Source organism: Chitinophagales bacterium, from assembly GCA_020635995.1.
GTDB lineage: Bacteria > Bacteroidota > Bacteroidia > Chitinophagales > UBA8649 > JAFMKE01.
This window is the reverse complement of the sequence record JACJYS010000014.1, coordinates 1-7,623: the sequence shown is the minus strand read 5'-3', so window position 1 is coordinate 7,623 and position 7,623 is coordinate 1. Positions and strand designations below refer to the sequence as shown.

The following is a 7,623-nucleotide window of genomic DNA, read 5'->3' as shown; positions in this document are numbered from 1 at the left end:
CGAAGCTAAGAGCGAAGTATAAACTGTATGTGTAGAATCGCAACCATTCACATTGGTAAATGAAGAAGTAAGATAACCTGTATCGGCAGGTAAGCATGAGGTAGCTGTACTAAACGTAGAATCTCCAAAAAGAATAATCACATTATAAGGTGTAATAGAATCGCAACCGTTAGCAGCACCGCCAACAATCGTATCATTCACGGTTTGATTAGTCGTGTACCAAGTTCCCGAAATGTTTACACTATCACAGTTGGCAGTGTCTATAATGGAGGCTGTTACAGGCATACAAACGCTATAATGAATGGTACCATTAAAATATCTATAGCTAAAAGTTAATCCAAATGGATATGATTTACCTACTCCCCCCTCTATAGTAATATTAGGATCATTTGCTAAATTATTGTTAGGTAGCGTGCCATCTGTGTAGCTAATTCCGCCACCGGAAGTATTAGTAACATAAAATCCATATGTTTGCCCTGATGGTATAGAAATATTTATGTTTATTGGTATATAAGTGGGTATATTAGTGCCTAAAGAAGTAACATTTGTAGCTGTACCAATAAGCGTCCATGCAGAAGATGTGTTTTCAAAACCTATAAAACTCCCCACTTTATAATATATTTCATAAGTTGATGTTGTCCCTGCATATAAATTGGCATCTAAGCAATTTATGGTTACAGCGTTAGTAGCCACAATATCAAACATTACACCTCTTTGTCCATTATTTTGATTGTAAGCGGTTGCTAAAGAATTAGTATAAGTACATTGCCCAAAAGTTAGTACATTATTAAATATAAATAAAATTAACAATATAAATATTGTTATCTTTTTACACATAAATATTGATTGCAATATTTTTATTTTTTTGCAAAATGATAGAACTAAAACAATTAGATTAGATAATAAAGAATTTTTTAGGTAGCTATTTTTCATTCATATGGAGCTTATGGATCTCAAGCAAATATAATATTGCTTATTTAAAATGCCTAATAAATAAGGTGGCGTTTTGTAAGTGGTAGGTTTTGGGTGTTAAATGGTAGGTTTTAGGGCAAATTCGGTAAAAGGGAAATGTTAGAATTTTGATTGACTAATGACTTTTTCCTCTCGCAAAGACGCTAAGACGCAAAGTTTCATGAATAGGTAATTACAAATTATAAAAGATAAATTATAAATAACAAAAGCCTATTGACCAATGACTATTGACTTTTTCCTCTCGCAAAGACGTTAAAGACGCAAAGTTTTATGAATATTATAAATAACGAAAGTCTATTGACTAATGACCAATAACTAACGACTATTCACCAACAACTAATACCTCCCCTCATTATATGGGAATAGATATTTGTACGCTTGTACCGGCAGCTTGCTTGCTTTTATTATATAAATCGGTATAAGAAACCGTAATTTTATATGAAAAATGCTGCTCCAACATGCGTAGTCTTTCGGCTATTATTTTGGTAGATTTCCCCAAATGACTTTTAGCATTGCGTATTTCTTTTGCTTTTTTTCTGCCTATGCCATTATCTGTAATAGTGCAAAGGAGCATATCGTCTTTATCTTCAAATGTTAGTTCTATTTTTCCTTTCCTTTCTGTTAAAGGCATTATGCCGTGCTTTATGGCGTTTTCTACAAAAAGCTGTAGCAACATGCTGGGTAGTTCTATAAAATCAATTTCTAAATCTTTATGGTAGTTTATTTCAAAATCAAAGGCTTGGTGTAGTCTGCTTTGCTCTACAACTAAATAATCTTTTAAAAAACGAATCTCTTCTTCTAAACTGATATTGGCTTGCTCAGTAAACTCAATATTGGCACGCATTAAACGGGCAAAACTGGCAAGTAATTGCTTTGATTTATCAAACTCGCCTTTATCCATATTATAAACTACAGAATCTATAGCATTAAATATAAAATGAGGATTCATTTGCGAACGCAGTGCTTGCAAATGAAATTTTATGGATTCCGATTTTTGCTTTTCTATTTCTATTTCATTTTCTGCCGTTTTATATTTTATTTCAAATTGTTCTATGGCATTGTGTTCTTTTTCTTTATTCAAATCTTCTAATAACAGAATATATTTCTTTTGAAATGCTGCAAGATTTATAAAGTCTTTTTTTTCTTCATAGCATTTCATTAAAATTTCGTAGCTGTCTCTCAAATTTAATTTTCTTTCGGTTTTTTTATAATAGATACTACACTTTTTGGCACATGCTATGCTTTCATCAATATTTTTTTGCTTTAAATAAGCTGCCGCCAACATGTTTAAGCTACCGTAATAAAAGCTATCATTTTTTTTATATTCTTTATCCTTTCTTAATATATTCCCTATTTCTATTGCTTCCTTTATTTTATTTACTTTAACAAATAAATCTATTTGCTCTCCTATAATCAATTTATTAAAAACTGGATTATTAGATAGCAAGGCATATTTTTGAGCTTGGCTATTAGATGCCAACATTTTCTTTTTATTATTAATACTCATGTAGCACCTTGCCAACATTGCAAATATCTGTGCTTTTGGTATGGCCCTTCCCTCATTTTTTAATTCTATTTCTTTTGCTTTATTTAATTGGTTAATGGCTATCTCATATTTTTTGTCTTCATACATTAACATTCCAAATGTAAAATGGAAATTTGCTTTATCTTGGGTTTCTTCGTCTTCTTCAAATAATTGCAATCCTTTATTCAGTTCTTCCGCAGCTAAATCTTTATAGGTTAGTTTCATATACAACTCTCCCATGTGCAGATGAAAATTTATTTTATTCTCCTTATTTAGAAATTTGTAATTTTCTTCCAATAATTTTTTACCTAATACTAAGGCATCATCTAATTTATTCAAATATTTGTAAATAAACATAAAGCTAAATTCTACTTCAGTAGTAGTATCTATAGTTATATTTGGATGTTTAATTAAAGAAATTTTGTTATTTAACTGTGTTATTTTATCAAAATTACCTCTGTGAGCAAAATGGCGTATTAAAATAGCATTTGCTTTATAAAATAAATCGTGATATTCCTTTTGGTGCTCTGTTACACTTATAATTTCATTACATAATACTAATGCCTCTTCAACATTACTTAAAATTAATAACTTGGCAAGTAGTAGCTTAGTTTCTTGAATTTCTCTAAAATCAGTAGCTACAATTAACTTGTTTTTTAATATTTCAATATTGTTTTTTGACATTTTAGGATTTTGGCTAAAATAAAGATACGGGAATCAAATATTTCTTTTTACAAAATTCCTATTTTCTTATAAAACTCATCTTTCTTTCTTCTTGAAATGGGCACTATAGAACCATTATTCATAATTATTTCTCCTTTTTTATCTACTGATTTTATTTTATAAAGGTTAATGATGTATGAATTGTGCACTCTAAAAAAATTAGGATTATCTATAAGTTCATTTAGTTTTTTCATGTTAATACTGGTTATTATTTTAGAATTATTATCTAATACAATATAGCTATAGCTAGTATCTGACTCGCACAAAACAATTTCTTCTTTGTTAATAATTTCAAAAGAATTAACGGTGTTTATAACCAGTTTTTCAAATTTTTTAGAATGTAAACTATCAATAAGATTGTCTATTTGTTTGGTATGTACTTGCTCGTTTTGATTTAATTTTAATAAAACTTCATTGAGTGCTTCTTCATTAATGGGTTTTAGCAAATAATCAAATGCACTGTTTTTTATGGCTTTTACTGCATATTTATCATAAGCAGTGGTAAATATTACTTTAGTATTTTTTAGCTCGTTTTTCTTTCTTTCCAGCACATCAAAGCCTGTTCCTTCGGGCATTTCTACATCTAAAAACAATATATCTGGGGTAATATTGTCTAATAGTTTAATTCCTTCTTTCACATTGGTTGCCACTCCTTCTATTTCAAAACTGCCATTACTTTCAAGCAAAGCCAAAAGTCTTTCTCTGCAATGTAATTCATCATCAATAATAATACAAGTAAACATATACACACTTAGGATTAATACAAACTTAGTAACTAAATGGGAAGTTACAAATTTTAAATAACAAATATTAGTTAAAAGAAAAGTTAACTCTAATCAAAACTATCGGGCTCTATATGCACCAGTACATTTTCTAAATTATCAATAGATTTTATTAAGTGTTCTTGCACGTCATGACCAATTTTATGTCCTTCTTTAACAGGTATATTTCCATTTACAACTAAGTGTAAATCAACAAAATATCTCATGCCGTGTTTTCTAACAAAACATTTTTCTGTTTCTAAAACACCTTCTATCTCCATAGATTTTTCTCTAATTTCTTCTATTAAATCATCATAAAGATGTTCGTCCATTATTTCGCCTAATGCGGGTCTAAAAATTAGGTAGCAATTGTATAAAATAAACCCCGAAGCAAATAATGCCGCCCAATCATCGGCACTTTCAAAACCTTTTCCAAACAATAAAGCAATAGAAATACCTACAAATGCCATTAAAGAGGTTATGGCATCGCTTCTATGGTGCCACGCATCTGCTTTTAAAGAAGTGCTATTTGTTTCTTTGCTTTTCTTTATTACAAAACGGTAAGATAGCTCTTTCCAAAGTATAATAGTTCCTAAAATAATAAGTGTCCATGCTTTTGGAGCTTCGTGAGGAGTGCGTATATTTTGTACGCTTTCATAAGCGATAACCGATGCTGAAATAACCAAAAAAGCTACTACAATAAAAGTAATTAAAGGTTCTATTTTGCCATGTCCATAAGGATGATTTTCGTCTGGAGGTCTTTCTGCATACTTAAACCCAAGTAATACAAATACAGACGAAAAAATATCGGACGTAGATTCTATAGCATCTGCTATAAGGGCAAAAGAATTGCCAAAAAAGCCAGCTAAGGCTTTTATTAAAGCTAAGCTGGCATTTCCTAATATACTAATGTAAGTTGTTCGTATGGCAGTTTGTTCTGCACTCAACTTTTTTTAATTTTTTTCAAAAGTTAAGTAATCTGTTCCACCGTTACCACCGCTTACGTCTTTTAACTCTATTTTAGAAGCAGTGTGAGATAAAATATCCCAATCGTCATTTAAGTCTTCAAAATTATTGGTAAGGTTAAAAAAGATATTGAAATCTAAATCGTCAAAACTGTCATCATCATCGCTACTGTTGCTATCCGTAACACTCCAAGTGCCATTATAGTCGTTTGAGCCATTATTGGCATTTAATGTTCCTGAGCTATTGAATGTGAAATTATAACCTGAAAAATTGCTGGTTTCATCATCTCCCGAGTCAATAAATTTTGTAATACGCCATGTACCACTTTCTACTCTGTCTTCTATCTGGTTTATAGTTTCTTGGTCAGTATTATTGTCATCTTTGCTACAAGAAGCAAGAGATAAAACTATCACCAACATAATAAACCCTTTTACTATTAAATTTTTACTGTTCATAATTTTAAAATTTTGTTTGGTAATAACGCAAAAACTTGCGTAAATATTCCTTGTTCATAGGCAAAACTACAAATAATTCTTGTTTAGACTAATTCTTACGTTACATATTAAATTTCATTCTTTGTATTCTTACAGCATTGAGTATGGCTAATAGTGCAACGCCTACATCTGCAAAAACAGCTTCCCACATAGTTGCCAATCCGCCTGCACCCAATATTAAAACAATAGCTTTTACTACAAATGCCATTGTTATATTTTGCCAAACTATTTTTTTAGTTGCTTTACCAATATTTATTGCCATAGGTATTTTGCTCGGCTTGTCGTCTTGTATTACTATATCTGCTGTTTCTATAGTGGCATCGCTGCCCAAACCACCCATGGCTATACCTACATCGCTAAGTGCTACTACCGGAGCATCGTTTACGCCATCGCCCGCAAAAGCTACCGTTTCATTTTTGGCTTTAATGGCTTTTACTTTGTTTACCTTATCTTCCGGCAGTAAATCTCCATAAGCATTATTTATACCTAATTGATTGGCTACAAACTGTACCACCGAATTTTTATCGCCACTAAGCATTGTTGGCTCAACATTTATGGCTTTTAAATTTTGTATGCTTGCTTTTGCATCTTTTTTTATTTCATCGGCTATGGTAATATATCCTACAAATTTTTTATTGTAAGCTATAGCAATAACCGTATAAACTATGGTGCTTAAATCAATATTATACTGAATATTATACTTGTCTAACAGTTTAAAATTGCCAACCAATAATATTGTATCTTCTGTTTCTGCTCTTAAGCCGTGTCCTGCTATTTCTTCTATATTTTTAAGTTGTATATTGGTATCAACTACGCCAACATACTGATGAATAGCAGTAGCTACCGGATGTGTGCTATGGCTTTCAAGTGCGTTTACCAATTGTAAAATTTTATTTTCATCTACGGTTTCTAAAAACTTAACTTCTTGCACTTTAAACACGCCTTCTGTAAGTGTGCCTGTTTTGTCCATCACTACATTTTTAATGGTAGCCAAAGTATCTAAGAAATTACTGCCTTTTATTAAAATTCCATTTCGGCTGGCAGCACCTATACCGCCAAAATATCCTAATGGAATACTGATAACCAAAGCACACGGACAAGAAATAACCAAGAATATCAAAGCTCGGTACAGCCAATCTTTAAATACATAATTTTCTATCCATAAATAAGGCAAAAAACAAATTAAAACGGCTAATAGCACTACAATAGGTGTGTAAATTTTGGCAAATTTTCTGATAAACAACTCTGTTGGCGCTTTTTGTGCCGTTGCATTTTGTACCAGTTCTAAAATTTTACTCAATTTGCTGTCTGTATAAGCTGTAGTAACTTTTACTTGGCTAACGGTATTTAAGTTAATCATTCCTGCCAATACATTATCGCCTTTCATTTTAGTATCGGGTTTGCTTTCTCCGGTTAAAGCTGCTGTATTAAAAGCGGCAGTTTCAGAAATAAGCAATCCGTCTAAAGCCAATTTTTCGCCAGGTTTTAGTTGAATAATATCGCCAACAGCCACCGTTTCGGCTTTAATTTTAATCGGTAAATTATCTCTTAAAACAGTTGCTTCATCCGGTCTTTGGTCTAACAAAGATTTTATATTTGCTTTTGCTTTAGAAACTGCCAATGTTTGAAAAACTTCGCCTACGGCATAAAACAACATAACGGCAACACCTTCCGGATATTCGCCTATGGCAAATGCACCAATGGTAGCAATACTCATTAAGAAAAACTCGGAAAAAAACTGTCCTTTGCCAATACTTTCCACGGCTTCTTTAAGTACCGGCAATCCTACAGGAATATATGCTATGAGATACCATAAAACTCTTATCCAATTAGAAAACCAAGGCGGCTGCCAAAAATTATCTAACAAAATAGCAGAGAGCAAAAGCACCAATGAAATAATACTCGGCAAAAACAGTTTCAACATACCGTTTTCGGCATTGTGTGCATGGTCGTGGTTGTGTCCGTCATCATGCGTATGAATTGGCGTATTATAGATTTTTTCTTCCAATGTACAGCAAGTTATGTTGCCGTCTTTGTCGTAGGTATGTTTATGATTTTTCATTTTTATTTATATTGTATCTAAAAAATAATTTCACATACTTTTATAAAACCACCCCTTTTTCCCCTCCTTTTCAGGTGGGGGAACATTATGGAATGTGAAATTATTTTTCAGACTTTATGT

6 protein-coding genes are annotated in these 7,623 nt (G+C 31.7%); all 6 read right to left on the bottom strand.

Translation table 11 applies throughout. The features are described 5' to 3' along the window. Window positions 1-810: hypothetical protein (locus tag H6578_12480; protein ID MCB9227970.1), on the bottom strand; the 810-nt coding region annotated here is incomplete at its 3' end. A 514-nt stretch (window positions 811-1,324) separates the two neighbouring features. Continuing rightward, window positions 1,325-3,181 (bottom strand): histidine kinase, encoded by a 1,857-nt coding sequence (locus H6578_12475; GenBank protein MCB9227969.1) that lies wholly within the window; start codon window positions 3,179-3,181, stop codon window positions 1,325-1,327. Between the two features lie 47 nt (window positions 3,182-3,228). Beyond that, on the bottom strand, window positions 3,229-3,963 hold the full coding sequence (locus H6578_12470; protein ID MCB9227968.1) for a response regulator: 735 nt from the start codon (window positions 3,961-3,963) through the stop codon (window positions 3,229-3,231). Window positions 3,964-4,052: 89 nt separating this feature from the next. Next, window positions 4,053-4,928, bottom strand: a complete 876-nt coding sequence (locus H6578_12465; protein ID MCB9227967.1) for a cation transporter — start codon at window positions 4,926-4,928, stop codon at window positions 4,053-4,055. A gap of 6 nt (window positions 4,929-4,934) precedes the next feature. Beyond that, the gene (locus tag H6578_12460; protein MCB9227966.1) at window positions 4,935-5,366 is read right to left on the bottom strand and encodes a hypothetical protein; all 432 of its coding nucleotides are present in this window, start codon (window positions 5,364-5,366) and stop codon (window positions 4,935-4,937) included. Between the two features lie 136 nt (window positions 5,367-5,502). Beyond that, on the bottom strand, window positions 5,503-7,503 hold the full coding sequence (gene cadA, locus H6578_12455) for a cadmium-translocating P-type ATPase (GenBank protein ID MCB9227965.1): 2,001 nt from the start codon (window positions 7,501-7,503) through the stop codon (window positions 5,503-5,505). Between the last annotated feature and the right edge of the window lie 120 nt (window positions 7,504-7,623).